We start from the raw sequence: 23,163 nt of genomic DNA, 5'->3' as shown, positions 1-23,163 counted from the left end.
GTTGGCAACCCTGCGAAACCGCCCATAAACTGGACATATGGCCAAAACCTATGTCGGTGCGCGGCTGCGCCAGCTGCGTACCGAGCGTGGGCTGAGCCAGGTGACGCTGGCCCAGAAACTGGAGATCTCGGCCAGTTACCTCAACCAGATCGAGCACGATGTGCGGCCGCTGACGGTCCCGGTGCTCACCCGCATCAACGAGGTCTTCGGCGTCGATCCGACGTTCTTCTCCGCCCAGGACGACACCCGGCTCATCGCCGAACTCCAGGAAGTCGTGATGGATGCCGAGCTGGGCATCGAGGCCGACACCAAGGAGATCGCCGACATGGTGTCGGCGCACCCGTCGATGGCGCGGGCCCTGGTCGCCATGCACAACCGGTACCGCAACACCAGCGCCCAGCTGGCCGCCGCCACCGAGGACCGTTTCGCCGACGGCTCCGGCAGTGCCGCGATCAGCAAACCGCACGAGGAAGTGCGCGACTACTTCTATCAGCGCCAGAACTACATCCACGAGTTGGACACCGCCGCAGAGGATCTCACCGCGCGCATCCGTTTCCACGGCGGCGAGGTGAGCACCGAGATCGCCCGGCTGCTGCGCTCGCACGGTGTGCGGATCAGCGAGCGCATCGACCTCGGCGAGGGCGTGCTGCACACTTACGACCCGCGGACCAAGCAGCTCGAAATCTCCCCGCACCTGTCCGGCGGGCAGCGCACCTTCAAATTGGCCGCCGAACTGGCCTACCTGGAATGCGGCGGGCTGCTCGAAAAGCTGGTCGAGGAGGGCAATTTCGCTTCCGACGCGTCACGCAAGCTGGCCATGCTCGGCCTCGCCAACTACTTCGCCGCGGCAACCGTGTTGCCCTACACCCACTTTCACGAAGTGGCCGAGGACTTCCGGTACGACATCGAACGGTTGTCGGCGTTCTTCTCGCAGAGTTACGAAACCATCTGCCACCGCCTGTCCACCCTGCAACGTCCGTCGCTGCGCGGTGTGCCGTTCTCCTTCGTCCGGGTGGACCGCGCGGGCAACATGTCTAAACGCCAGTCCGCCACGGGTTTCCACTTCTCCGCCAGCGGCGGCACCTGCCCGCTGTGGAACGTCTACGAGACCTTCGCCTACCCGGGCAAGATCATGACCCAGATCGCCCAGATGCCCGACGGCCGCAAATACCTCTGGGTCGCGCGCACCGTGGAACGCCGCGCCACCCGCTACGGCCAGCCGAGCAAAACCTTCGCCATCGGCCTCGGCTGCGAACTCCGCCATGCCTCCCGCGTCGTCTACGCCGACGGCATCGACCTCGGCGAAGCCACCGCCACCCCCATCGGCGCAGGCTGCCGAGTCTGCGTCCGCTCCAACTGCCCCCAACGCGCCTTCCCCCCACTGGGCAAGTCCCTCGACATCAGCGAACACCGCAGCTCCGTCTCCCCCTACCTCATCAAGTAGCGCTCAGAAGGCTTCTTCCGGGATGGCCATGATGTCGGTGTCGAGGGCCGCCAGGACGGAGCGGGTTGCGGTGAGTTCGGGGAGGACGTTCTTGGCGAAGAAGGAGGCTACGGCTACTTTGCCCTGGTAGAAGGGGCGATCTTTGGCGGAGGATTCGCCGGTGAGGGCGGCGGCGGCGATTTCGGCCTGGGCGAGCAGGCGCCAGCCGATGAGCAGGTCGCCGACGGCCATCAGGAAGCGAACCGAGCCCAGGCCGACCTTGTAGAGCTCGGCGGGGTCCTGTTGGCCTGCCATGGCGTAGCCGGTGAGAATGGCGGCCATGGCGGCGACGTCGGACTGGGCGGTGCGCAGCAGGGCGCGTTCGGTGGCGAAGCGGCCGGAATCGTTGGCCAGGAACGCGGTGATCTGGGCGTTGAGGTGGCCCATCGCGGCGCCGCCGTCGCGAATGATCTTGCGGAAGAAGAAGTCCTGGGCCTGGATGGCGGTGGTGCCCTCGTACAGCGAGTCGATCTTCGCGTCGCGGATGTACTGCTCGATCGGGTAGTCCTGCAGATACCCGGACCCGCCGAAGGTCTGCAACGATTCGGTGAGCAACTGATAGGCCCGCTCGGAGCCGACACCCTTGACGATCGGCAGCAGCAGATCGTCGATGCGGTGCGCCATCTCCGGGTCGGCACCCGAAACCAGCTGCGCCACATCCACGTTCTGATGCGCGGCCGTGTAGAGGTACACCGCCCGCAACCCCTCCGCGTACGCCTTCTGCATGGCCAGCGACCGGCGCACGTCGGGATGGTGGGTGATGGTCACGCGCGGCGCCGTCTTGTCGGTCATCTGCGTGAGATCAGCGCCCTGAACCCGCGTCTTGGCGTATTCGAGCGCGTTCAGATACCCGGTCGACAACGTGCCCGACGACTTCACCCCGACGGTCATCCGCGCGTTCTCGATCACCTTGAACATCTGCGCGATCCCGTTGTGCACCTCACCGACCAGCCACCCCTTGGCGGGCACACCGGTGGCACCGAAGGTGAGTTCGCAGGTGGGCGAGGATTTGATGCCCATCTTGTGCTCGAGCCCGGTGACGTACACACCGTTGCGGTCGCCGATCTCCATGGTGTCGGGGTCGAAGAGGAACTTCGGCACATAGAACAGCGACAGACCCTTGGTACCCGGTCCCGCGCCTTCGGGCCGGGCCAGCACCAGGTGGAAGATGTTCTCGGCCGCCTCGCCCACATCGCCACCGGAGATGAACCGCTTCACCCCTTCGATATGCCAGGACCCGTCGGGCTGCGGGATCGCCTTGGTGCGGCCCGCGCCGACGTCGGAGCCCGCGTCCGGTTCGGTGAGCACCATCGTGCCCTGCCAGCCGCGCTCGAAACCCCCACGCGCCCAGCGCTTCTGCTCCTCGGTGCCGATCTCGTAGAGCACCGAGCCCATGAGCGGGCCCATGTTGAAGAAGCTGGCCGAGGGGTTGGCGCAGATGATGAGCTCGTTGATGGCCCACAGCAGCACGTTGGGCGCGGGCGTGCCGTCCATACCCTCGGGCATGCCGAGCCGGTACCACTGCGCCTCGTGCACGGCGGCCACTGTCTTGCGCAGCGGCTCGGGCACGGTGATGTCGAAGGTGTCGGGGTTGTAGGTGACCGGGTTGCGGTCGGCCTCGGCGAAGGTCTCCGCGATGGGGCCCTCGGCGAGCCTGCGCACCTCGTCGAGAATGTGGCGCACCGTGTCGGAGTCCAGGTCGCCGTAGGCGCCGGTGTCGAGGAGTTTGTCGAGCCCGAGTACCTCGAAGAGATTGAATTCGATGTCACGCACGTTGGCCTTGTAGTGCCCCACTGGGCTCCTCCTCGACTGACCATCCCGCAGCCCGAGTGCCGCGAGATTCCGGCTGTTCGACGTCGTACGAATCGCCAGCGTGCCGCACGGGTGCGTGGCTACGCAACCGTAGCCACGCCGTAGCTCCCCGCCGAACAATTCACACGGACGAAACAGACGAAACGGGCACGTGATCGGGAGATATTCCGCTGCAACATGTTCCATCTACTGTTCCGCTCACGAATACCGCCGCTGTATACAACCCGGTGTACAGCCAGGCAGCGGTGTGTTCGTTGTGGCGCGCGTGCGCCGCCGTTACACCTGATGAGGAGAACGCCCCATGTCTGATTCCCGTGTGCTCAGGGCACTGGCCGTCCCCACGGCGGTAGCCCTGACCGGCTTGTTGCTCACCGGCTGCGGCGCCCGCGACGACGCCTCGACCGGTTCCACCGCAGCGTCCTGCGTCGACACAACCAAAGACACCATCAAGGTCGGTTCGCTGCACTCGCTCTCGGGCACGATGGCGATTTCCGAAGTCACCGTCGCCAATTCGACAAAGCTGGCGGTCGACCAGATCAACGCGGCGGGCGGAGTGCTCGGCAAGAAGATCGAGATCGTCCCCGAGGACGGCGCGTCCGACCCGAAGACCTTCGCCGAGAAGGCCGAGAAGCTCATCAGCTCCGACTGTGTCGCCGCGGTGTTCGGCGGCTGGACCTCGTCGAGCCGCAAGGCTATGAAGCCCAAGTTCGAGAGCCTGAACTCGCTGCTCTACTACCCGGTGCAGTACGAGGGTCTGGAAGATTCCAAGAACATCTTCTACACCGGCGCCACCACCAATCAGCAGATCGTCCCGGCCCTGGACTACCTGAAGCAGAAGGGCATCACCTCCCTCTACCTGGTCGGTTCGGACTACGTCTTCCCGCAGACCGCCAACCGCGAGATCAGGGCCTACGCCGCCGCCAACGGCATCGAGATCAAGGGTGAGGACTACACCCCGCTCGGCTCCACCGACTTCTCCACCATCGTCAACAAGGTGCGCACCGCCAAGGCGGGCGCGGTGTTCAACACCCTCAACGGCGACTCCAACGTGGCCTTCTTCCGTGAGTACTCCAACGCGGGTCTGAAGGCCGCCGAGATGCCGGTGGTCTCGGTGTCGATCGCCGAGGAGGAGGTCGTCGGTATCGGCGCGGATCGCCTCGCCGGCCAGTTGACCGCCTGGAACTACTACCAGACCGTCGATTCCCCGGCGAACAAGAAGTTCGTCGCCGACTACAAGGCCGCCTTCGGCGCCGACAAGCCGACCTCCGATCCGATGGAAGCCGCGTACGCCTCGGTGTTCCTGTGGAAGAACACGGTGGAGAAGGCGAAGTCGTTCGCGGTGGCCGACATCCAGGCCGCGGCCGACGGCGTGAGCTTCGAGGCCCCCGAGGGCACTGTCACCATCGACGGCTCCAACCACCACGTCACCAAGGTCGCCCGCATCGGTGAGATCCGCCCCGACGGCCTGATCTACACGGTGTGGGACTCCGGCAAGGCGATCACGCCCGACCCGTACCTGAAGTCCTACGAGTGGGCCAAGGGCCTGAAGTAAGTCGCCCGGCAGGTGTGGGGCGCGCCGCGCCCCACACCGTTTCTCTAGGAGTCCACCACCATGGACGTGCTGATCGGCCAGCTCTTCACAGGGTTGAGCCTGGGATCCATTCTTCTGCTCGCCGCGCTCGGTTTGTCGCTGACCTTCGGTCAGATGGGCGTCATCAATATGGCGCACGGCGAGTTCATCATGGCCGGTTGCTACACCACTTATGTTGTGCAGCAGGTCTTCTCCTCGGCCGGTGTGTCGCTGGCCGTCTCGCTGCTCGCCGGTTTCCTGATCGGTGGCCTGCTCGGTGCCGTCCTGGAAATGGGGCTCATCCGCTACATGTACGACCGGCCGCTCGACACCCTGCTCGTCACCTTCGGTGTCGGCCTGGTGCTGCAGCAGGCCGCGCGTGACATCTTCGGCGCGCCCGCCAAGAACGTGTTGGTGCCCGAATGGCTCAGTGGCGGAATCACCATCGCCGGTGCGGTGGTGCCCAAGACGCGCATCTTCATTCTCGTGCTCGCGATCGTCGCGGTGACCGCGCTGGCCGCCGTCCTCAAGACGACCCCGATGGGCCGTCGCATCCGCGCGGTCGTGCAGAACCGTGGTCTCGCCGAAACCAGCGGTATATCCAGCAGATTCACCGATATCAGCACGTTCTTCATCGGCTCGGGCCTGGCGGGTGTGGCCGGTGTCGCGCTCACGCTCATCGGTTCGACCAGCCCGACCATCGGGCAGAGTTATCTGATCGACGCCTTCCTCGTGGTGGTGATCGGTGGGCTCGGGCAGATCAAGGGCACGGTGATCGCGGCGTTCGCGCTCGGTCTGCTCAATTCCTTCATCGAATACTCCACCACCGCGTCGATCGCGAAGGTGATCGTGTTCGTGCTGATCGTCATCTTCCTGCAGGTCCGCCCGCAGGGTCTGTTCACCGTGCGGACGAGGAGCCTGGCATGAACGCACTGACTGAACGCCTTCGCGCCTATCCCCGGCTCACCCCGCTGGCCGGGTTCGCGGTCGCGGCGATAATCCTGTTCGCCGTCGCCCCGGCGGTGCTGAGCGACTTCCGGCTGAACCTGCTCGCCAAATTCCTCTGCTTCGCGATCGTGGCGGCGGGCATCGGCTTGGCTTGGGGCCGTGGCGGAATGCTCACCCTCGGCCAGGGTGTGTTCTTCGGCATCGGCGCCTACATCATGGCCATGCACATGCAGCTCGCCGACGCCGCGCGCCTGGGCAACGAGGTGCCGGAGTTCATGGAGATCTCCGGAATCAGCGAACTGCCGGGCTTCTGGCAGCCGTTCGAATCCGCGTCGGTCGCGATCCTGGCCATCCTCGTGCTGCCCGCGCTGGTCGCGGCTGTGCTCGGGTACGGCGTGTTCAAGCGGCGGGTGCGCGGGGCGTACTTCGCCATTCTGAGCCAGGCGCTCGCGGCGGCGCTGGCGATTCTGCTGACCGGTCAGCAGGCCATCGGCGGCTTCACCGGGCTGTCGGACTTCCGGGCGTTCTTCGGGTTCCGCCTCTCGGACCCGGCCAACCGGCAGATGCTGTTCTTCATAGCGGCGGGCACGCTGCTCGTGGTGGTCGCGCTGATCCGTCAGCTCAACCGCAGTCGCTACGGCGAGCTGCTGATCGCGGTGCGTGACGCCGAGGAGCGGGTGCGTTTCCTCGGGTACGATCCCGCGAATATCAAGATCGTCGCGTACGTGGTCGCGGCGTTCCTCGCCGGTATCGCCGGTGCGCTGTTCACGCCGATCGTCGGCATCATCTCGCCCGCCGATATCGGTGTGGTCCCGTCGATCGCGTTCCTGATCGGGGTCGCCATCGGTGGCCGCACCACCCTGCTCGGTCCCGTGCTCGGCGCGATCGGTGTGGCCTGGGCGCAGACCTCGCTGTCGGAGTCGTTCCCGTCGGGCTGGACCTATCTGCAGGGCGTGCTGTTCATCGTGGTCGTCGGGTTCATCCCCGCCGGTCTCGCCGGACTGTGGCCGATGGTCAAGGGATGGCGCGCCAGTCGCAAACCGGAAACACCCGCAGTGGTCACCGAGGAGAAGGTGCTGGCCCGATGACTTCACACGAACCCAAGCCCGGCGGCAATGCGGGCATGAACAGCGACTACCTCGAAATCCGTGGTCTGTCGGTGAGTTTCGACGGTTTCAAGGCGGTGACCGATGTCGACCTGACCGTCCTGCAGGGCGACCTGCGGTTCCTCATCGGCCCCAATGGCGCGGGCAAGACCACTCTCATCGACGCGATCACCGGGCTGGTCCCCGCGACCGGGTCGGCGCAGAAGTCGGGTATCGAACTGCTCGGCAAGAAGGTGCACCAGATCGCCCGGCTCGGTGTGGGGCGCACCTTCCAGACGGCGAGTGTGTTCGAGCAGCTCACGGTGCTGCAGAACCTCGACATCGCGGCGGGCGCGGGCCGCTCGGCGCTGTCGCTGCTGCGTGCGCGCAAATCCGTGCTGCCCGCCATCGAAGAAGCCTTGGAGACAACGGGTCTCACCGCACTGCGCGACAAACCCGCCGGTGTGCTCGCGCACGGACAGAAGCAGTGGCTCGAGATCGGCATGCTGCTGGTGCAGAACGCCTCGGTGCTGCTGCTCGACGAACCCGTCGCGGGGATGAGCGCCGAGGAACGCGAGGAGACCGGAAACCTGTTGCGCCGCATCGGCGGTGACCGTGTGGTCCTGGTCGTGGAGCACGACATGGACTTCATGCGGTCCTTCGCCACCTCGGTGACGGTGCTCGCGGGCGGCAAGGTGCTCAGCGAGGGCAGCGTGGAACAGGTGCAGGCCGACCCGCGCGTGCAGGAGGTCTACCTCGGCACCGCGGCCATGGCAACCACAGACAAGGAAGCCGCCGATGCTTGAACTAGACGGGGTCCGGTCGGGATACGGGCGCACCGAAGTGGTCCACGGCGTGAGCCTGACCGTCCCCGACGACAGCGTGGTCGCCATCATGGGCCACAACGGCGCGGGCAAGACCACCCTGCTGCGCACCGCCGTCGGACTGCTGCCGACCAAGTCGGGCACCATCACCTTCGACGGCGAGAAGATCAGCAAGCTCTCGCCGTCGCAACGGGTGAAGCGGGGCATCGCCTATGTTCCGCAGGGTCAGCAGAGTTTTCCCCAGCTCTCCACAGCCGAGAACCTGCAGGTGGTGGCCGATGGTCGCAAGCGCGGCAAGGCGCTGATCGACGAATCGCTGGATCTGTTCCCCGCCCTGCGCGAGTTGCTCACCCGCAAGGCAGGGCTGCTCTCGGGCGGTCAGCGGCAGCAACTCGCCATCGCCCGCGCCCTCATCACCGAACCGAAACTGCTCATCCTCGACGAACCGACCGAGGGCATCCAGCCCTCGGTCGTCGCCGAGATCGAGCGGACCATCATCGAATTGACGCAGCGCGGCGGGCTGAGCGTGCTGCTGGTGGAGCAACACATCGGTTTCGCGTTGCAGGCCGCCCAGCAGTACTACGTGCTGCACTCGGGGCACGTCGGTTCCACCGGACCGGGCGGGGCGGGCGCGGAATCGGCTGTGCGCGCGGCGATGGCGATCTGAGCGCAGGTCGCGTCATGGGCAGGGGTGGGCGGGTTTCGCTGGCCGACCGCGTGTACGAATCGCTGCGTGACGACCTGGCGACCGGTCGGCTCGCACCGGCCGAACGGTTGCGCGCCGAACGGCTGGCGCGGCGCTACGGCGTCTCGCGCACTCCGGTGCGCGAGGCGCTGGCCCGGCTGCAGGCCGACGGGCTGGTGCAGCGTCATCCCGAGGGGCTGTACCTGTACCGGCCACGGCTGGCCGAACTCGACGAACTGTTCGAGTTGCGAATGGTGCTGGAGACACGCGGGTTTCAACGTTTGGCGCTCGGCTCGGCGGTGGCTCCGGCCGGACACGACCTGGCCGCCGTCCGCACGGAACTCACGCGTTGGCAGGAATTCAGGGACACGCCGCCTCGCCCGGGCCCCGAGCTGGTCGCCGCCGATGAGCGGTTCCACACCGAACTGCTTCGGGCAGCGGGCAATTCGGCCCTCGCCGAAGCGCTGAGTGCCGTCTACATCCGGGTGCGCCCGGTGCGCACGATGGATGTGCCGACCACCGACCGGGTCGCGGCGATGACCACCGAGCACATCGCCATCGCCGAGCACGTGCTGGCCGGACGCCGCGAGCGTGCCATGCACACCCTCGTCACCCATATCACCGCATCCTGCGTGCATGTGCGGGCGCGGGCCGAGCAGGCTATCGCCTTCACGAAACTCGGCGGGACTGTGCGTGATTGACGGTCGCGTCGCGATGTCGACGCCAGCCGGGCATGTCATAACTCGGCCCGAGCCACGATGGTGCAGCGGTGTCGGATGGGAGTCAACAGTCGGACTGGAACGGCCAGCAGTGCGCGGGACGATGGGTGACAGTGACCGGGGCAGGGGTGGTCGACTCGGTGATGTCGGAGACCGTTCGCGGGGACGGTGAGTCGGTGAGCAGAGCGAGGATCACCATCACCAGCACGATCAGCATGCCGAGCACAGCCAGTCCGAACACCACCAGACCTGCCAGTTTGCCCTCCTTGACCGGTTCGATCGGCGGGGCGGGCGGGTCGACACGGCGGGGGCGTGGGGCGCGCGGTGCCGGGTCGGGGCGTTTGGCCGGGAAGCCGTCGTCGGTGAGCTCGGCACGGGTGGGGGCGAGATCGGCCTGGCCGAGGGCGGCGCAGGTGTTGAGCACCCTCTCGACGGTCCATTCGCGCGGGCCGGCCGAGAAGTTCTCCAGGTAGACGCGCAGTTCGTGCGCGTCTACGGTATTGGCGACCAGCACGTCGAGGCCGGGACGTAACGCGGTGCGCGCCGGTCGAACCACCACACCCCGGTACGGCACGAGCACCACCGCCCCGCACACGTGCCTGCTCTCCTGCAACGCGTGTTCCAGCGCCACCCGCACCGCGTGCACACCGTGTTCGAGCCGGTCGGTCAGCCCGCTCGACGATCCGGGCTCCAACTCCAGCGGACTGTCACTGATCGTCCACGCCCCCGTGTTCGACATGGCAAGCAGCCCACTCTGCCGCCGCCGGAATCCCAACACGTCGAGCACCGTGATTCCCCGTGGCGTCACCACCACCGCGTCGAGGCGCCGATCCCCCACCTGTGGGTCGATCAGGGCAAGCCCCGGGCTCGGATAGGCGCTCAGGCATTCGACGAACTCCCGCTCGGCGCCGGTGAGTTCCGCGCCCGGCCTGATCCGAACCAGCATTGCGATGTTCCCCTACCACTGCTGCGACCTCACCGCCGCTGCGCGCTGCGGTACCCAAATCATGACGCGCAACTGTTCCGAAAACCACTGGAAACCAAAGAAAAACCGACTCGCCACCGTGCGCGCGTACCGCCGAGTACGCTGTCGATTCCGACGGAACCGAGCGATAAGACGAGGTGGACGACGATGGCCGCAACGCCCCTACCACGCATTTCCCCCGGCCGGTTGGGTGAACTCGGACCGATCAACTGGGTTGTCTGGCAGGTACTTTCTCGCGCGGCGGGCACGGCGGACGCCCACCTTTTCAGCACGCTCGGTCGCACGCGTGGACTGTTCCGGGGTTGGCTGCATTTCTCCGGCAAGCTCATGCCCGGTGGGCGATTGCCGCGCGCGGAGGCCGAATTGGTGATTCTGCGGGTGGCGCATCTGCGCGACTGCGGTTACGAGGCCGATCATCATCGCCGGCTCGGGCGCAAGGCCGGACTGACGGCGGTCGAGGTGGATCGGGTGGCGGCGGGGCCGGAGGCGGAGGGGTGGACGCCGCGTCAGCGGGCGCTGCTCACCGCGACCGACCGGCTGGTGACCACCCGCGAGATCGACGACGCGGCGTGGGCGGAGCTGGCCGCGCACTACGACGAGCGGTTGCTCATCGAGATCGTGTTGCTCGTCAACCAGTACGAGGGCTTGGCGTCGACCATCACCACGCTGCGGATCGAACGCGACATCTTCAAGGTGTGACCCAGCTCATAGAGCGATGCGTGGTCATTCTTCGCAGACTAAAAGCGTACAAAGTACGGAGTAACGTCATCGAGGAGAGCCCATGCAGATCACCGCTTCCGCCGTCTCGCTCAATGTGGACGACCCGCAAGCGTCGGCCCAGTTCCTCGTCGACCACCTCGGTTTCACCGAGAACATGGCCGCCGACGGGTTCGTCAGCGTCGGGCGGCCCGACGCGGGCATGGACGTCATCTACCTGCGCACCGGCTTGAAGTCGTTCAAGCCGGCACGCATCGCGGGCAGTGCGGGCGAGGGTGTGCTCGTCGTGTTCGTGGTCGATGACATCGACAGCGAATACGAGCGATTGCGCGGCGCGGGCGTCCCGATCGAGACGCCCATCGAAACCGAGGAATGGGGCGAGCGCTACTTCCAGATGACCGACCCCAACGGGGTGGTCATCCAGCTCGTGCAGTGGGTGTGATCAGCGGCGCGCGACCCGCAACGCGGCCACGATCAGCGGAATCTGCAGCGGCAACCGCGCGATCACCCCGGCCTTGAAAGCGGGCGAGGACTTGGGGTTGCCGAGCACGTCGACGGTCATCTGCACATTGGCGGGGAAGACGGCGACGAACAGGCCGGCGGCGAGCCACCCGCCGAAACGCCTGGTCCTCGGCACCGCCAGCGCCGTCGCCACCCCGAGCTCGGCGACCCCGGAGCCGTAGGTATAGGCCCGGGGTTCGCCGGGCAACTGCTTGGGAACGATGCCGTCGAACAGCTTCGGCGCGACGAAATGCAGGACACCGACCACGAACAACAAACCGCTCAGGTAGGTGTGCGCGCGTCGACGGGGAGTTTCATGAGCCACGCTCCGCACTGTAGCGGTGTGAACCGGGGTCGTCACCGGGCACTTGGGTGGGGCCCACCTTCTAACCGGTCCCCGTCGGCACTCAGATTGCCGGACGGGGACCGCTCAGGATCCGGTCGAAGCCGACGGAACCTCGGAGGCCCGGGGGGGCTCAGGCGGGCGCGAAGACCGAGGCAGCCGGGGTGGCCGGGCGGCCGAGGAGCTTGGTGAGGTCGCCGGTGCGCACCTCGAGGAAGCCCTTGGCGATGCCCGCGTCCGAGTCGGCGAGGACCGTGGCGAACTGCTCGTCCACGCCCGCGGCGTGCAGCGTGGCTGCGTATTCGCTGGTCGGCAGGTTCTGGTAGCGCACAGTCGCGCCGGTGGCGGCACCGATCGCGGCGGCCAGGTCGGGGCCGGACAGGGCCTCGTCGCCACCCAGCTCGTAGACGCGGCCCGCGTGCCCGTCGCCGGTGAGGACGCGGGCGGCGGCCTCGGCGTAGTCGGCCCGGGCCGCACCCGAGACGCGGCCCTCGCCCATCGCGCCGTGCAGCACGCCGGTCTGCGCGGCGAGGGCCGCGGCCTGGCTGTAGTTCTCCCAGTACCAGCTGTTGCGCAGCAGCACCGTCGGCACCGACGCACCCGCGAGCACCTCCTCGGTGCCGCGATGTTCGGCGGCCAGGATCATCGGGTTCACCTCGGCCTGCGGAATGCTCGTGTAGGCCAGCAGCTCGACGCCCGCGCGTTCGGCCGCTCGAATCACAGTGGTGTGCTGGGCGACTCGCGCGCCGAACTCGTTGCCCGAGATGAGCAGCAACCGGTCGACACCGACCAGCGCGGCATCGAGTGCCGCCGCGTCGTCATAGGACGCCCGGCGTACTTCGACATCGAGATCGGCCACCTTCGACGGATCCCGCACGATCGCCACCGGCCGCTCACCCGCCGCCACCAACGCCTCGACGACGAGCCTGCCCAGCTGTCCACTCGCTCCGGCCACCGCAACAGTCATGACTTCCTCCGAACTGATCGGCATGTACTAACTATTAGTAAGCACTATGCATTCAGTAGGCGCTGTCGTCAAGGAGGGTAAGATCACGGGTATGAGTGAGCAGCACCTCGACGACGATCAGACGCTGGAAGCCGACGTCTTCGCGCGCGACTGCGCGTCCAGGTCGGTGCTGCAGAACGTCGCGAGCCGGTGGGGTGTGCTCGCCCTGGTGGCTCTGCGGGAGGGCCCGTTCCGGTTCAGCGCGCTGCGCAGGCGGGTCGACGGGGTGAGCGAGCGCATGCTGTCGCAGACCCTGCAGGCACTCGAGCGCGACGGCATGGTGCACCGCGAAGTCCTCGAGGCCATTCCGCCGCGGGTGGAATACACCCTCACCGAGCTGGGCGCGCAGGTGGCCGACCGGCTACACGCGCTGATCGAGGTCCTCGAGACCAATATCGACACGGTGCGGGCGGCCCGCTCCGGCTACCGTAACAACGGCTAGTTCTTCGCCAGCAGTTCGGAGACGGTGACGAACCGGTATCCCTGTGCGCGCAAGCCGGTGACGATGCCCGGCAGGGCGGCCGCCGATTCGGTGCCGTGCATGACGTGCAGCAGCACGATGGAGCCGGGCCGGGTCTGTTCGAGGGTCGTGGCGAGCACGGTGTCACGGTCCACGCCGCCCGCGGAATCGGGTTCGACATCCCAGGTCACCGTAGTGCGGTCGTGGTCGGCGAGGTATTTCGGCAGCCCGTAGAGCTTCTTGCCGTAGGGCGGGCGGAAGGTGATCGGTCCCTGATAGCCGGTGCGGCGGATCTCGGTGTCGGTGCGTTCGATTTCGTCACGCACGGTGTCTCCCGAAACCAGCACCATGCGGCGATGGGTGTAGGTGTGATTGCCGATTTCGTGCCCCGCCGCCGCGATCGCCCGCCCCAATGCGGGGCGCGCGGCGAGATCGTCACCGACGAGATAGAACGTGGCAGGCACCTGCAATTCGGCCAGCGTGCGCAGGATTTCCGGGGTGCGTTCGGTCGGTCCGTCGTCGAAGGTGAGCGCGACGACCTTGTCCTGGGTTTCGACGCGGTTCACGAGTTCGCCGGTGAGCTGGTAGGTGCGCGAATTCATCAGCACATAAAGACCCGCCACCATCGCGACCGCGACCACAAGCACCGCGGCCCCACCCGTCAACCATTTGCGCATAGTGGTGTATACCGCAGATATCTCGCGCCGACGACCCAAGGCGAGAACATGGGTAACTCACCGGGGACGGGCGGACGCGACCACATCCAAAAGCTTGCCGCGTCCGCAGTCCCCACGTACCCGAGTCCGGCCTGAAGTCCCGGAGAGGCGGCTACGGTATTACCTGGGTGATGTCGCCTGGGTTCAGGTAGTCGAAGAAGCGGTGGGCGCCGTCTTCGGTCATGCGGACGCAACCGTGGGACTTCGAGGTGACCGGGCCGACGTGGAATGCCATGTCACCGTTGAAGAATGTCGCCCACCGCATCGGTGCGTCGTGCATGGTGCTCCAGTGGAATTCCCGCTTGAAGGAAATGCGGGTCACCGCGGGCGGAGTTTCGAAGCCCGCCATTCCGTGCGAGATCGGTGTCGGCCCGAAGACCACCCGCCCGTTGTCGACCAGCCATGCCTCGTTCGTCGACAGCCGCATGCACGCCCTCGCCTCGACCACCGGGCAGGGTGACGCCGTCGGAATCACGGAGGGGACACCCGGAATATCGGGTCCACCAGGGAAAAGAGGTTCCGCCGCTGCGGGAGCCACGGCAACCGATCCAGCCGCCGCGACAATAGCCGCCACACGTGCCATCCATCCGAGAATGCGCTTGCTCATGGGTTCTCAGTTGCCTCTCAACCGTGCCCGCCACCCGCGAGTCGACCGGGGCGAGGGGACCATCTCATGGAACACGAACAGTTCGAACACGAGCCAGGAACAACTACCAGAAGGTGCTAACGCATCATCGACCACAAAAGAAGATTCACCAAATCAAACTCCGCGATTCGGCCGAAAAGAAATAAAAATCCGGTAGTTCCGGGCATGAGCGAGGGGCGGCCGCTGCGCGAACCGCCCCTCGGTATCTGCTACTCAGAAGTTGATCATGTGGCCGGCGAGGCCATGGATCGCCTCCTGCAACGCCTCGCTGAGCGTCGGGTGGGTGTGCACGTTGCGGGCCAGCTCGTTGACCGTGAGGTCCCACTTCTGGGCCAGCGTGAGCTCCGGCAGCAGCTCGGAGACATCGGGGCCGATGAGGTGGCCGCCGATGAGTTCGCCGTGGGTGTTGTCGGAAATGAGCTTCACGAAACCCGTCGGATCGCCGAGGCCGTGGGCCTTGCCGTTGGCGGTGAACGGGAAAGTCGCCACCTTCACGTCGTAGCCCTCATCGCGGGCCTGCTGCTCGGTGAGGCCGAAGCTGGCGACCTGCGGCTGGCAGAAGGTGGCGCGCGGCATCATCCGGTAGTCGCCCAGCGGCATCGTCTCGGCGCCGCCGATGGTCTCGGCCGCGACCACGCCCTGCGCCTCGGCCACGTGGGCCAGCTGCAGCTTGGCGGTGACGTCACCGATGGCGTAGATGTGCCCCACGTTGGTGCGCATGTAGTCGTCGATCGCGATGGCGCCGCGATCGGTGAGCTCGACGCCGGTGGTCTCGAGGCCGTAGCCCTCCACCCGCGGCGCGAAGCCGACGGCCTGCAGCACCTTGTCGACGGTGACGGTCTCGACGTTGCCGGACTTGTTGTCCTTGATCTGGACGGTGACCTTGGACCCGTCGTCGTCGATCGACTGCACGGCCGCACCGGTGGTGATGGTGATGCCGAGCTTCTTGTACTGCTTGGTGATCTCCTTGGAGACGTCGACGTCCTCGTTGGGCAGGGCCCGGTCGAGGAATTCGACGATCCGCACGTCGACGCCGTAGTTCTTCAGGACGTAGGCGAACTCCATGCCGATGGCGCCCGCACCGACGATGAGGATCGAACCCGGCAGGTCGCGGGTGAGGATCTGCTCCTCGTAGGTGACCACGTTCTCCGACAGCTGGGTGCCGGGCAGCAGCTTGGTCGTGGTGCCGGTGGCGATGATGACGTTGTCGAAGCTGATCGACTCGTTGCCGCCCTTGGTGAGGGCGACGTCGAGGGAGTTCGGGCCGGTGAAGGTGCCGAGACCGTCGAACTCGTCGATCTTGTTCTTCTTCATCAGGAAGTGCACGCCCTTGACGCGACCGTCGGCCACCTTGCGGCTGCGGTCGAAGGCGGCGCCGAAGTCGAAGCTGACCTCACCGGAGATGCCGAAGGTCTTGGCTTCCTTGTGGAAAATGTGGGCCAGTTCGGCGTTGCGCAGCAGTGCCTTGGACGGGATGCAGCCCACGTTCAGGCACACGCCACCCCAGTATTTCTGCTCGACAATCGCTGTTCGCAGGCCGAGTTGAGCGGCACGGATCGCGGCGACATATCCGCCGGGACCAGCGCCGAGAACGACGACATCGTAGTGGGAAGTCACGTCACCGAGCCTAACTCTGTTTCGGGGAGTTCACCCACCCGTCCCCCACTTCGGTGAGATGCGCTCGCGCACTCACCCGCCCGAGCTCAGCCGAGAAGACCGAGCGGCGTGCGAGTGCAGCTCTCGTACGGATGCCGGGCGCCCCACACAGGCACGGGCGAGCAGAGGAAGGTGCCGGGCTGGAGGTTTGCCGGGATCCCGGACCGGCTATATCGTGCTGCGAGACATCGGGCGGGAGGGGAGAAATGGCCGGATACTTCCAGGTGGATATCGACGTGCTCGCGAGCACGGTGCAGTCACTGAAGAACTCCGAACAGGTACTCGGTGATGCGATGAAGGCCTTGGAGAGTGCGGGCGACGGCGATATCGGCACCACCGGCCTGAACGACGCCGCCGCAAATTTTCAGCGCAGCTGGAAATTCGGTATCGAACGGATCATCGAGGCCGCGGCCACCACTGCCGAAGGTGTCTCGAAATGCCATGACGCCTACGTGTCCGCCGACTCCGCGTTCGCTACGGCGTTGGATCAGGCCACACAGGTGATCGACGCGCAGGGTACAGCCGATGGCAACGCCACAGGGGTACCACGGTGAGCGCGAACCCCTACCCCAACCTGGGGTTCAACCCAGTTGTCGGCAGCACAGCCGAAGTGGCGAACCTCCGGCAGCGAATCGATGCGGCACGCCAGGGCGTGACGGAGACCAGGACGCTGCTCAACCGCCTACTCGACAGCGGTGATGTGTGGAAAGGCGAGGCGGGAGACGCCTTCCGGGCGAATTTCGACGCCACGCTGTCCACCGACCTGGGCTTGGCCCAGACGTCGCTGGAATCGGCCGTCGGTCTCGTCGTCGAATGGCACACCAACCTGGTCGATTTCCAGAACACCGCGCAGGGACTCGAGCAGGAGGCGGCTGCGGCCCGTGCCGAGCTCGCCACCGCGAACACCACACTCACTCAGGCGCGCGCACATCCCGACCTCGGCCTGGCCAATACGCGGTTCTCCGACGCCGACGAGTTGAGGGCGGCCCAGTCCCGCCTCGACGCGGCGGTCGCGCGGGTGAACGCCGCGGTGACGGCGGTGTCGGATTGTCAAACCAAGCTGGATGCGATCATCCGGCGCGCAACCGACCTCGAGGGTGTGCACAACGCCCTCGCCGCGCGCATCGCCGCAGCACTCGTAGACGCCGCTAAGAACGCGCCGAGCAAGCCCGACGAGAGCCTCTGGGACAAGATCGTCGACGCAGTGAACGCGCTCGGCGACTGGATCGAGGAGAACCGCGAACTCCTCCACAACATCCTCTCCACCACTGCGGCCATCACCGGCCTACTGGCGGTGATCACCCCGCCCCCGGTCAGCGCAATTGCACTGGGCATCTCCCTGGTGGCCGGCGTCGGAGCACTCGGTCTGACCCTCACCGACGACGAACTACGCGACGACCTGCTGCACGGCACTCTGAGCGAGAAATTCAGCGCAGGCATGCAACTCTCGGGCGACGCGCTCGGGCTGATTCCCGGTGTCGGAGCACTCGGCAAGGTCGGCAAGGTAGCCATGCTCGGTGACGCGGCGGGCGATGTCGGCCGCTTCGAGGGCATGGCACGCGCCTGGTCGGAGGCAGCCCACAATCCTGGGCTGGTCAACAAATTCATGACCGACCACAACGTCGGGGGCGTAACGGACATCATGGCCAATACCGGCGTCACCAACGGGGTCAATCGGCTGCTGCAAGCCACCGGCGTGGAGGGCGCGCACAGTGTGGCCGATCCCGCCGTGGCGCTCACGGTACTCAAGCGGACAGAGGGCGCGGTCGGATCAGTGGCCGGTGTGGCCCTGGGAAGCATCTTCGGAGACTGAGCGATCGAGGGTATCGAACGATGACGAGCAATCCGACGCGACCGCCGCGCTACGCCGTGGCTGTGGAAATCCCGCCCGGCTACCACGAACTCCCGCTGGCCGGTGTCGCCACCGCGATCTCAGCCGCCGACCCACTGCTGTCGCAGCAGACCACAGGAACACTGCGCGAGAGTGTGCCGAAAACCCTCGGCACACTCGAATTCATGCTGGAGGCGCTGGCCAAGCGCAATGCCGTGTACTGCGGTATCGGCACGCACCGAAGTGCCGACGGGCATCCGGTCGTGTCCTGGCTGACAATCTCGTGCCTCGACGCAGGCGCACCCCGTAATCCTCGCCTCACCCTGGCCGATATCGCGCAGCACAAGACCCGCGACGAGATCGGCTGGCGGGTAGAAGGTGTCGATGTCGGCGAGCGACCACTGCTGTTCAGCGAGGGCATCGGCCACTATCCCTCCCCGGACCTGCCCGCGCTGCGGAAATCCGATGATGCCGCGCACACCTACCAGATGGAAGCGGTGATTCCGTCACCGGACGGGACAACCGTTGCGGTGGTCGAGGTGGCTACCGCCGAAGTCGATCGAGGGCCCGAATTCGGCCCCATGCTGTTCGGAATGGCGGCCAGCCTCGAATTCGTAGCCTCCTCGACGACCCCAAGTCTCGACCTGTGAACCGGCCACCCGCGATGGACGTTCCACCGCCCCCAGGACCGGCTCGGAAGTTTCCACCGACCAGGCGAGCGTTGCGCCACAATTGGTGGATTCGGTGGCCGTTGCTACTCACCGCGCTGGCCAGCGGACCACTGACCGTCGTATTGATCAGCAAAGACAACGACGTGGCGATCTTGGTCTCGCAGTACTTCATCATCGGGACGATGTTCGGTGGGTGCTTCCTGTGGATCAATCGGCGCCGCCGCAAAGCCCTGCGGAACCCGTGGACTGTGTGGCGGATCCGGTACCTGTCCGGTACCCGCTACGAGTGGGTGGACCTGCTCGGCCCGCACGGCGAAACAGTGAGCACACTCCTGCTCAGCACGTGGGCGTGGGACAGGGGAAAACTGGTCAACCATGGCACTCGCGAGATCTGGTTCGCCGGTGATCCGGCCAAGTATGGCGTCGTGTCCCGTCCGGGTGGACGAGACATGCGCTACGCGTATGTATCCCGCATCTACAAGCCGCCACGCTTGACCTTTCGTGAACCCGGTGCGCCGCCCGTCCCTGACGGGGGTCGACACTCCAAAGACTGACCGCGGACTCCACGTGACCTCGGCGGACGTGGTGGCGCGGGTTGCGCTCGAGCGTTCGGCGGGCCACAACTGGCCGCGCCCGACCTCGATCGAGGCGGACCGAACGGTACTGTCAGCGGGGTGAGCGGCGCGGGATCAGGGGGCCGAGCGGAGATCGGCAGCCGGGTCGACGGCACCGTTTCGGTCCATCTGGTGCGTCTGCTGGTTCAGTCGGCGCGGCGGTTCGGGGTGGCCGAGGAACAGCTGGTGCGCGTACCCGGCACCGACGACGTGGTGCTGCGTGGTGAGCTGAACCGGCTGCCGATGAGTTCGCTGCTCAGGCTGTGGGAGTTGATCGCGCGGCCCGGCGCGGGCGCCGCAGTAGCCGAGGCCGCACCGCTCGGCACTTTGAACACCTGGGATTACCTGGTGACAACCGGTGCGACACTGGCGGATTCGTTGCGCGCTGCCCAGCCGTACCACCGCCTGGTCACCGCGGCTGCCGAAGGTTTCGACCTGTCCGGCGAACCCGATCTCACTATCGGCTATCGCACATCGGCGAGCGACCCGGTGGTCGCGTCGACGGTCAACGAATACGTTCTGGCTTATTACCTGCGCCGCGCCCGCGAGGCGACCGGCCGCCCACTTGTCCCGGCGAAGGTGACCTTCGGGCATCCGGCACCACCGGACCACCACCACCTGATCGATGTATTCGGCACGCACGCCATCGAATTCGGTGCCAGCGCCGACTCGATCACGTTCCGTGCCGACGATGCCAACGCCCCACTCCCCCGCGCCGACCCGATGCTCGCCGACCTGATGCGCAGCCACGCCGACCTCGTCCTCGCGTCCGCACGCACCGTCGCCGACCCCCTCGACGCGTTCCGTATCGCCCTCGCCTCCGCCCTCGATGCCGCCGACCCCACCCTCGCCCGCGTCGCGAAAGCCCTGGCCATGAGCGAACGCTCCCTGCAACGCCACCTCGCCGAACAGGGCACCACCTGGCGCGAGGAACTGGACCGCCTCCGCTACGAGCGCGCGAAAACCCTGCTCTCCCAGGGCCTCACCACCTCAACCATCGCCCGCCACCTGGCCTTCACCGACGACCGCGCCCTCCGCAAGGCCTTCCACCGCTGGACCGGAACCCCGCCCACCGTCGCGCGCTGACGCACCGGGCCGCAAGGTCTTCCCGATCTCGTCGGCGAGCAGAAAGCCGGCCAGCCCGTGCGCGTGCTTCTCGCGGCGCACGAGGGAGATGATGTTGAGGCTGAACGCGTCTCGAACCTGACGGAAGAGCAGCCGCCCGTCGCGGAGTTCCTCGGCGATGTCGAATTCGCTGAGAAAGGCGATCGCCTCCCCGGACATGGCGAGCCGTTTCATCGTCTCGATCGAATTGGTGTGGAAAGCCGGTTGGATATCGAGGCCCGCATTGGTGAAGGCTTCGGCGACGATGCCGTGGATCACCATGGACCGGTCGGCGAAGATCAGCGGAAACGGCGTGCACTGGGCGAGCGGGACAGTGTCCATCGGCGCGAGCGGATGATGCGGTGAGACAACAACTCCCAGCCGGGTGTTCATCTGCCAGCAGACTTCCAGCTGGGCCGAGGCGGGGATGTTGAAGCCGAGGCCGAGGTCGGCTTCGCTGTTCTCGATGGCCCCCACGATGTCGAGGGTCGACATGGTGCGGATCGAGATCCGGATCTGCGGATGCCGAGCCCGGAAGCTCGCGGCGGCGGTGGCGACGACGCTGCTGGCCAGGCCCGTCATGGTGGCGATGACCACCTCGCCGCTGCCGAGGGCGCGCAGGTCCCGGATATCGGTGACCGTTTCCCGGTATTGGCGCAGCGTCTGCCGGATATGGGCGACCAGCGCCTCGCCGGCCGGGGTGAGGCGCATACCGCGAGGCAACCGCTCGAACAGCGGCTGTTCCAGCTCCGCCTCGAGCAGCAGGATCTGCCGGTTGATCGCCGAGGGCGCGACGTGCAGCCGGGCGCCTGCCGCACGAATCGACCCGAGCCGTGCTACCTCGTCGATGTAGTGCAGCAATCGTGAATGGAGCATCACGCACCTCCTCGGCAGAGTGTACGAGAATTGAGTACACCTCGTGCGAAAACGAATGCTTGTGGGCAACAGTGCCGGTCGCGTCCAATCAATACAGGCACACATATCGAGATGAGGACGCCGATGCCCCGATCGAATTCGACAACCGACTCCTTCGCCGGATCCGCCGCGGTCGCTGATCAGGAAAACCATGTCCGGACGATTTTCGACATCCTGGAGGGCAGGCGGGAAGCCGACCTGCTGGTCCACAATCTGCACATACTCGACGTACACAGCGAAACCGTTTATCCCGGTTCGCTTCTGGTGCACGGCGAACGCATCATCGCGCTGAATCCCGACGACACCATTCGTTACCGCGAATCCTTCGACGGCGGTGGTCTTTACGCGATTCCCGGACTGATCGATGTGCATCTGCACTTCGAGTCCCAGCTGGCACATCCGGCAGCGTTCGGCGAGGCGCTCGTCCCGAGCGGAACCACGACGGTTTTCGGGGAGACGCTCGACTTCGCCAGTGCGGCGGGCAAGGAGGCCGTCGACGCGGCGCGGGCACTGTTCGCCGACCACGACAAGCTCCCGTACCGGCTCTACGCGTTCGCACCGGGGAAGAAGACCCCACCGGAAGTCACCGAGGCGATGCTGGAGATGGATCCGGTCATCGGCCTGGGTGAACTCGCCCACCTGTCGTATATGACCGGCAATGCCGAGGATTTCCGCAAGTCCGCACTCGGCCGGGCCAACGCGGGATTCGTGAACTGCCACTGGGGCGTGACGGCGCTGTCGGACACCCTGCTGAATTACATGCCCGCCATCGGCGTCGACAACAACCACGATGTCTGGAACGAAGACGATATCGAGAAGAGCATCCGCTACGGCCTGAACACCCAGATCAAATTCGGGGTCGGCAGTCCGGAGGTGATTCGAACCATGTTGCGCGCCATCGTCAAACGTCGCTGGCCCGCCGAGAATTTCCAGCTCTGCGCCGACAATATCTCGGTGGACCGGGTATTGCGGCAGGGCCATATCGACTGGGTGATCTCGCTGGCCGTCGAAATGGGGATGCCGCCGATTCAGGCGATCAAGATGGGCACCCTGTATGCCGCGCGTTCCTTCCACAAGGATCGTGATCTCGGTTCGCTGAGCCCGGGTCGATTCGCCGACATCGTGCTCACCGACAGCCTTTCGCGCATCAATCCGCGCTATGTCTTCAAGGGCGGCAAGCTGATGGCGAAGGACCGCCGGCTGCTCGATCCAATCCGCATCGACTATTCGGTGCTCGCCAAACAACCGCGTCCCGGTCTCGACGACCTGCGTCCCGAGCAGCTCGACCTCACACCGCTCGAGCTCTCCGACGACGGCACGCGGGCGAAAGTCCTGCTCTTCGACGTCTACGGCCGCGGGCATCTCAAGTTCGCCCAGGAAGTCTGGGTTCCTGTGCGCGACGGTTCGATCGTGCCCGAGCACGAGGGTGTGCGGCTCAACCGGATCTCGCTCGTGCAGCGCTATGCCGACGGGGAGCGGCACATCGTGAACGGCTTGTTCAAAGGCGTCTCTATCGAGGGCGGTGCGGTCGCCACGTTCTGGCCCGCGCCGAAGGCCTATTTCGTGGTCGTAGGTGCAGACAGCGCCGAGATGTGCGGCAGCGTCCAGCACCTGGACGGTCTCGTCGGCGGTTGCGTCGTCACCGAGGGTGGTGCGGTAAAAGCTGTGCTGCCGCTCGACTTCTACGGCGTGATGGCCGATATGGACCTCGCCGAACTCGTCGAAGCCACCCGCGCGATCGACAACGCCCTGGCCGTTCTCGGCAACAAGAACGAAGGTGAGCCGGTGGTCAACAAATTGCTGACGCTGTTCATCTCGCTCGACCGCTTCGGCTTCATGAAATAGCCTCGGCTACCGCAGAGCAAGGGATCC

24 protein-coding genes are annotated in these 23,163 nt (G+C 66.1%); 16 read left to right on the top strand and 8 right to left on the bottom strand.

Annotated features, from left to right (window positions below):
• The first annotated feature begins 37 nt into the window (after nucleotides 1-37).
• Entirely contained in the window at nucleotides 38-1,444 is a 1,407-nt protein-coding gene (gene ramB, locus NI2_RS00940) for an acetate metabolism transcriptional regulator RamB (protein ID WP_067484726.1), read from the top strand.
• A gap of 3 nt (nucleotides 1,445-1,447) precedes the next feature.
• Here ramB and NI2_RS00935 read toward each other — a convergent pair whose 3' ends face one another.
• A complete protein-coding gene (locus NI2_RS00935) occupies nucleotides 1,448-3,277 on the bottom strand; it encodes an acyl-CoA dehydrogenase (RefSeq protein WP_067484724.1) in 1,830 nt (609 codons plus the stop codon).
• A gap of 319 nt (nucleotides 3,278-3,596) precedes the next feature.
• Here NI2_RS00935 and urtA point away from each other — a divergent pair, with 319 nt between their 5' ends.
• From urtA to NI2_RS00905, 6 genes are read left to right on the top strand one after another with little or no spacing between them, the layout of a single operon-like run.
• Nucleotides 3,597-4,847, top strand: a complete 1,251-nt coding sequence (gene urtA / locus NI2_RS00930) for an urea ABC transporter substrate-binding protein (RefSeq protein ID WP_067484721.1) — start codon at nucleotides 3,597-3,599, stop codon at nucleotides 4,845-4,847.
• A gap of 60 nt (nucleotides 4,848-4,907) precedes the next feature.
• Entirely contained in the window at nucleotides 4,908-5,792 is an 885-nt protein-coding gene (gene urtB, locus NI2_RS00925) for an urea ABC transporter permease subunit UrtB (protein ID WP_067484718.1), read from the top strand.
• A complete protein-coding gene (gene urtC / locus NI2_RS00920) occupies nucleotides 5,789-6,901 on the top strand; it encodes an urea ABC transporter permease subunit UrtC (protein WP_067484714.1) in 1,113 nt (370 codons plus the stop codon). The genes urtB and urtC overlap by 4 nt, the downstream gene beginning before the upstream one ends.
• Nucleotides 6,898-7,704: an urea ABC transporter ATP-binding protein UrtD gene (gene urtD, locus NI2_RS00915; RefSeq protein ID WP_067484707.1), complete on the top strand. Its 807-nt coding sequence runs from the start codon at nucleotides 6,898-6,900 to the stop codon at nucleotides 7,702-7,704. Before urtC ends, urtD begins: the two co-directional genes overlap by 4 nt.
• Nucleotides 7,697-8,389: an urea ABC transporter ATP-binding subunit UrtE gene (gene urtE / locus NI2_RS00910; protein WP_067484705.1), complete on the top strand. Its 693-nt coding sequence runs from the start codon at nucleotides 7,697-7,699 to the stop codon at nucleotides 8,387-8,389. Before urtD ends, urtE begins: the two co-directional genes overlap by 8 nt.
• Nucleotides 8,390-8,403: 14 nt before the next feature.
• Complete coding sequence (locus NI2_RS00905) at nucleotides 8,404-9,108, top strand: GntR family transcriptional regulator (RefSeq protein WP_067484699.1); 705 nt, start codon at nucleotides 8,404-8,406, stop codon at nucleotides 9,106-9,108.
• An 82-nt stretch (nucleotides 9,109-9,190) separates the two neighbouring features.
• Here NI2_RS00905 and NI2_RS00900 read toward each other — a convergent pair whose 3' ends face one another.
• Nucleotides 9,191-10,072 carry a hypothetical protein gene (locus NI2_RS00900; protein WP_067484697.1) on the bottom strand — a complete coding sequence of 294 codons (882 nt, stop codon included), beginning with the start codon at nucleotides 10,070-10,072 and terminating at the stop codon, nucleotides 9,191-9,193.
• A gap of 186 nt (nucleotides 10,073-10,258) precedes the next feature.
• On the opposite strand from NI2_RS00900, the gene NI2_RS00895 reads away from it, so the two are divergent.
• Entirely contained in the window at nucleotides 10,259-10,810 is a 552-nt protein-coding gene (locus NI2_RS00895) for a carboxymuconolactone decarboxylase family protein (RefSeq protein WP_067484695.1), read from the top strand.
• 82 nt (nucleotides 10,811-10,892) lie between these two features.
• Nucleotides 10,893-11,270, top strand: coding sequence for a VOC family protein (locus NI2_RS00890; RefSeq protein ID WP_067484693.1), 378 nt, complete (start codon nucleotides 10,893-10,895; stop codon nucleotides 11,268-11,270).
• On the opposite strand, the gene NI2_RS00885 is transcribed toward NI2_RS00890, so the two are convergent.
• Complete coding sequence (locus NI2_RS00885; RefSeq protein ID WP_067485815.1) at nucleotides 11,271-11,663, bottom strand: DoxX-related protein; 393 nt, start codon at nucleotides 11,661-11,663, stop codon at nucleotides 11,271-11,273. It abuts the gene before it with no gap.
• A 142-nt stretch (nucleotides 11,664-11,805) separates the two neighbouring features.
• Nucleotides 11,806-12,639, bottom strand: a complete 834-nt coding sequence (locus NI2_RS00880; protein ID WP_067484691.1) for an NmrA family NAD(P)-binding protein — start codon at nucleotides 12,637-12,639, stop codon at nucleotides 11,806-11,808.
• A gap of 91 nt (nucleotides 12,640-12,730) precedes the next feature.
• Here NI2_RS00880 and NI2_RS00875 point away from each other — a divergent pair, with 91 nt between their 5' ends.
• Nucleotides 12,731-13,120: a winged helix-turn-helix transcriptional regulator gene (locus NI2_RS00875; protein WP_067484690.1), complete on the top strand. Its 390-nt coding sequence runs from the start codon at nucleotides 12,731-12,733 to the stop codon at nucleotides 13,118-13,120.
• On the opposite strand, the gene NI2_RS00870 is transcribed toward NI2_RS00875, so the two are convergent.
• The 3 genes from NI2_RS00870 to lpdA all read right to left on the bottom strand — a co-directional run bounded on the left by NI2_RS00870 (nucleotide 13,117) and on the right by lpdA (nucleotide 16,117).
• Nucleotides 13,117-13,815 carry a polysaccharide deacetylase family protein gene (locus tag NI2_RS00870; RefSeq protein WP_067484689.1) on the bottom strand — a complete coding sequence of 233 codons (699 nt, stop codon included), beginning with the start codon at nucleotides 13,813-13,815 and terminating at the stop codon, nucleotides 13,117-13,119. The two genes, NI2_RS00875 and NI2_RS00870, sit on opposite strands and share 4 nt — an antisense overlap.
• Nucleotides 13,816-13,966: 151 nt before the next feature.
• Entirely contained in the window at nucleotides 13,967-14,281 is a 315-nt protein-coding gene (locus NI2_RS00865) for a L,D-transpeptidase (protein ID WP_225278427.1), read from the bottom strand.
• A 432-nt stretch (nucleotides 14,282-14,713) separates the two neighbouring features.
• A complete protein-coding gene (gene lpdA, locus NI2_RS00860; protein ID WP_067484686.1) occupies nucleotides 14,714-16,117 on the bottom strand; it encodes a dihydrolipoyl dehydrogenase in 1,404 nt (467 codons plus the stop codon).
• A 245-nt stretch (nucleotides 16,118-16,362) separates the two neighbouring features.
• On the opposite strand from lpdA, the gene NI2_RS00855 reads away from it, so the two are divergent.
• The 5 genes from NI2_RS00855 (at nucleotide 16,363) to NI2_RS00835 (ending at nucleotide 20,358) form a co-directional block, all read left to right on the top strand.
• A complete protein-coding gene (locus tag NI2_RS00855; RefSeq protein WP_067484683.1) occupies nucleotides 16,363-16,710 on the top strand; it encodes a DUF6317 family protein in 348 nt (115 codons plus the stop codon).
• Complete coding sequence (locus tag NI2_RS00850) at nucleotides 16,707-17,969, top strand: hypothetical protein (RefSeq protein WP_067484678.1); 1,263 nt, start codon at nucleotides 16,707-16,709, stop codon at nucleotides 17,967-17,969. Before NI2_RS00855 ends, NI2_RS00850 begins: the two co-directional genes overlap by 4 nt.
• Before the next feature lie 20 nt (nucleotides 17,970-17,989).
• A complete protein-coding gene (locus NI2_RS00845; protein ID WP_067484673.1) occupies nucleotides 17,990-18,637 on the top strand; it encodes a hypothetical protein in 648 nt (215 codons plus the stop codon).
• A gap of 71 nt (nucleotides 18,638-18,708) precedes the next feature.
• A complete protein-coding gene (locus NI2_RS00840) occupies nucleotides 18,709-19,212 on the top strand; it encodes a hypothetical protein (RefSeq protein ID WP_133733861.1) in 504 nt (167 codons plus the stop codon).
• Nucleotides 19,213-19,332: 120 nt separating this feature from the next.
• A complete protein-coding gene (locus NI2_RS00835; RefSeq protein ID WP_067484665.1) occupies nucleotides 19,333-20,358 on the top strand; it encodes an AraC family transcriptional regulator in 1,026 nt (341 codons plus the stop codon).
• On the opposite strand, the gene NI2_RS00830 is transcribed toward NI2_RS00835, so the two are convergent.
• Nucleotides 20,263-21,252, bottom strand: coding sequence for a LysR family transcriptional regulator (locus NI2_RS00830; RefSeq protein WP_084475769.1), 990 nt, complete (start codon nucleotides 21,250-21,252; stop codon nucleotides 20,263-20,265). The two genes, NI2_RS00835 and NI2_RS00830, sit on opposite strands and share 96 nt — an antisense overlap.
• A gap of 123 nt (nucleotides 21,253-21,375) precedes the next feature.
• On the opposite strand from NI2_RS00830, the gene NI2_RS00825 reads away from it, so the two are divergent.
• Nucleotides 21,376-23,136, top strand: coding sequence for an adenine deaminase C-terminal domain-containing protein (locus NI2_RS00825; RefSeq protein ID WP_133733862.1), 1,761 nt, complete (start codon nucleotides 21,376-21,378; stop codon nucleotides 23,134-23,136).
• The last annotated feature ends 27 nt before the right edge of the window (nucleotides 23,137-23,163 follow it).

This window comes from Nocardia ignorata NBRC 108230, from assembly GCF_001612905.1.
GTDB classification, from domain to species: Bacteria; Actinomycetota; Actinomycetes; order Mycobacteriales; family Mycobacteriaceae; genus Nocardia; species Nocardia ignorata.
Note: the sequence above shows the minus strand (reverse complement) of the source record. Positions and strands in the feature narration are given on the sequence as shown.

Coding starts and splice junctions, on each gene's coding strand:
- NI2_RS00865 (WP_225278427.1), bottom strand. CDS start 14,281: ATGCGGCTGTCGACGAACGAGGCATGGCTGGTCGACAACGGGCGGGTG.
- urtE (WP_067484705.1), top strand. CDS start 7,697: ATGCTTGAACTAGACGGGGTCCGGTCGGGATACGGGCGCACCGAAGTG.
- NI2_RS00895 (WP_067484695.1), top strand. CDS start 10,259: ATGGCCGCAACGCCCCTACCACGCATTTCCCCCGGCCGGTTGGGTGAA.
- NI2_RS00845 (WP_067484673.1), top strand. CDS start 17,990: ATGACGAGCAATCCGACGCGACCGCCGCGCTACGCCGTGGCTGTGGAA.
- NI2_RS00890 (WP_067484693.1), top strand. CDS start 10,893: ATGCAGATCACCGCTTCCGCCGTCTCGCTCAATGTGGACGACCCGCAA.
- NI2_RS00855 (WP_067484683.1), top strand. CDS start 16,363: ATGGCCGGATACTTCCAGGTGGATATCGACGTGCTCGCGAGCACGGTG.
- NI2_RS00870 (WP_067484689.1), bottom strand. CDS start 13,815: ATGCGCAAATGGTTGACGGGTGGGGCCGCGGTGCTTGTGGTCGCGGTC.
- NI2_RS00830 (WP_084475769.1), bottom strand. CDS start 21,252: ATGCTCCATTCACGATTGCTGCACTACATCGACGAGGTAGCACGGCTC.
- NI2_RS00900 (WP_067484697.1), bottom strand. CDS start 10,072: ATGCTGGTTCGGATCAGGCCGGGCGCGGAACTCACCGGCGCCGAGCGG.
- urtA (WP_067484721.1), top strand. CDS start 3,597: ATGTCTGATTCCCGTGTGCTCAGGGCACTGGCCGTCCCCACGGCGGTA.
- NI2_RS00880 (WP_067484691.1), bottom strand. CDS start 12,639: ATGACTGTTGCGGTGGCCGGAGCGAGTGGACAGCTGGGCAGGCTCGTC.
- NI2_RS00875 (WP_067484690.1), top strand. CDS start 12,731: ATGAGTGAGCAGCACCTCGACGACGATCAGACGCTGGAAGCCGACGTC.
- NI2_RS00905 (WP_067484699.1), top strand. CDS start 8,404: ATGGGCAGGGGTGGGCGGGTTTCGCTGGCCGACCGCGTGTACGAATCG.
- ramB (WP_067484726.1), top strand. CDS start 38: ATGGCCAAAACCTATGTCGGTGCGCGGCTGCGCCAGCTGCGTACCGAG.
- urtC (WP_067484714.1), top strand. CDS start 5,789: ATGAACGCACTGACTGAACGCCTTCGCGCCTATCCCCGGCTCACCCCG.
- urtB (WP_067484718.1), top strand. CDS start 4,908: ATGGACGTGCTGATCGGCCAGCTCTTCACAGGGTTGAGCCTGGGATCC.
- NI2_RS00825 (WP_133733862.1), top strand. CDS start 21,376: ATGCCCCGATCGAATTCGACAACCGACTCCTTCGCCGGATCCGCCGCG.
- urtD (WP_067484707.1), top strand. CDS start 6,898: ATGACTTCACACGAACCCAAGCCCGGCGGCAATGCGGGCATGAACAGC.